Genomic DNA, 1,444 nt, shown 5'->3' with positions numbered 1-1,444 from the left:
CCGCACGCACCCATCAGGCCGGCGACGAGCAAGGCGGCGGTGGTTCCCGCGCCGGCCGTTATCCAGGTTTGAAATTTTGGGCGGGCAGTCTTGAACATCCCAAACTATGCACGTCGACGATCAGCCACCCCTGCGTAGTCCAGAAAGAAAAAATTGCTGATGGAACCCGCAAATGGCTGGGTCCAGCCTCACGCTGCTTCGCGCGCCCATAGAAGATGGCCATGGCGACGAAAATACCGTGCCACCAGCCGTTGTTGCTTGGCCCTGACCAGGTCGGGCAAGCGCCGCTCCTGGCGCCAGCGCGGTACGTTGCGCCAGCAGGCTATGAAGCGGGCGGCGTCCTCGATGGCCTCTTCCGCCGAGAGCGCCGGGCCAATCGCGGCCAGGAACAGCGCCTCCGACGGTTTCAACTCGTCGATCACTGCCTTGCGCCTGACGTGATCCTGACGGGCGTGGGCGATGCCGTTGCGGCGGATGGCTTCGAAGGCTTCAAGCAGGGCCAGGCTGTCGCCGGCGTAACCGCAGGAACGGGCAAAATCGGTGGCAAAAGCGTCCATTATCGCTCCCGGGGCTGATGCAGTGGGCGGGTTCGTGCTCCGACTCACATTGCATATCCAGTATGAAAGCATAACTCAAATTACCTTAGAAGAAAACTTCTGGGAAAGTCTGAAAACTGCGACTCGACTCCCGGCTCAAAACACAGGAATATGCGAACAAATAAGGAACAAAGGATGGGGGCGATGGCATTACCGGGCAAGGAGCCGACAATCGCGCATGTCGCCTCGATCTCGGTCGAGTGCGCCGATTGCGGCCGTAACAGGTGGTGGCGACCCGATCAGCTGAAGCGGTTCGGGGTGACGGGGAATACGCCGCTGTCCGCTCTGTCGGGCCGCATCGTCTGTTCGGCCTGCCGTGCCGACGGACTGCCGGGGGCGACGGTTACGATCCAGGCGGCGTTTGTCGACGAGCGCCAGCGCGTGCGCAGCGAAGCGCGGATGCTGAATGAGCGCGAGGTGCCGCTGGAGGGATCACGGCGGGCTTGAGTTTTGTCGAAGGAAGGGTGCCAGCGCTGGTTCTTCCTTCTCGCAGGGGGGAGAAGGAAGAACGCCCCGTCCTCAATACCCCAGCAATTCCTTCAGCGGAATCACGCGCCAGACATGTTTGATGGCGTAGCGGTTGAAGGTCAGCGTCTTCGGCGGGTTGTATTGATCGACCACCAGCTCGCCCGCCGTGCGCTTGACCAGCTTCTTGATGAAGGCCTTGCCGTTGCGCTCGTTTTCCTCGGGGAAGGTCTCGATCACCACATGGTCGCCCGGTACGGCGTCGCGGCCGCCGCAATAGATCAGGTCGCCGGGCTCATAACGCGGCACCATGGAATCCGAGAGCACGTGCAGGGCGAACACCTTCGGCAGGTTGCGCACCCCCGGCGGGCGCTGGACGTAAC

At 62.2% G+C, this 1,444-nt stretch carries 3 protein-coding genes; 1 reads left to right on the top strand and 2 read right to left on the bottom strand.

The genetic code is table 11. The features are described 5' to 3' along the window. Positions 1–188: 188 nt before the first annotated feature. Positions 189–557: a hypothetical protein gene (locus EN750_RS34105; protein ID WP_127399262.1), complete on the bottom strand. Its 369-nt coding sequence runs from the start codon at positions 555–557 to the stop codon at positions 189–191. 183 nt (positions 558–740) lie between these two features. Here EN750_RS34105 and EN750_RS34100 point away from each other — a divergent pair, with 183 nt between their 5' ends. After that, positions 741–1,043: a hypothetical protein gene (locus tag EN750_RS34100; protein ID WP_127383501.1), complete on the top strand. Its 303-nt coding sequence runs from the start codon at positions 741–743 to the stop codon at positions 1,041–1,043. 72 nt (positions 1,044–1,115) lie between these two features. On the opposite strand, the gene EN750_RS34095 is transcribed toward EN750_RS34100, so the two are convergent. Then, positions 1,116–1,444, bottom strand: a 329-nt coding sequence (locus EN750_RS34095; RefSeq protein WP_145968189.1) for a S24 family peptidase, incomplete at its 5' end; no start/stop codon positions are given.

The sequence above is a fragment of the Mesorhizobium sp. M7A.F.Ca.ET.027.03.2.1 genome (assembly GCF_003999175.1).
GTDB lineage: Bacteria > Pseudomonadota > Alphaproteobacteria > Rhizobiales > Rhizobiaceae > Mesorhizobium.
The sequence above is the reverse complement of the archived record's forward strand: the minus strand, read 5'-3'. Positions and strand labels throughout refer to the sequence as shown.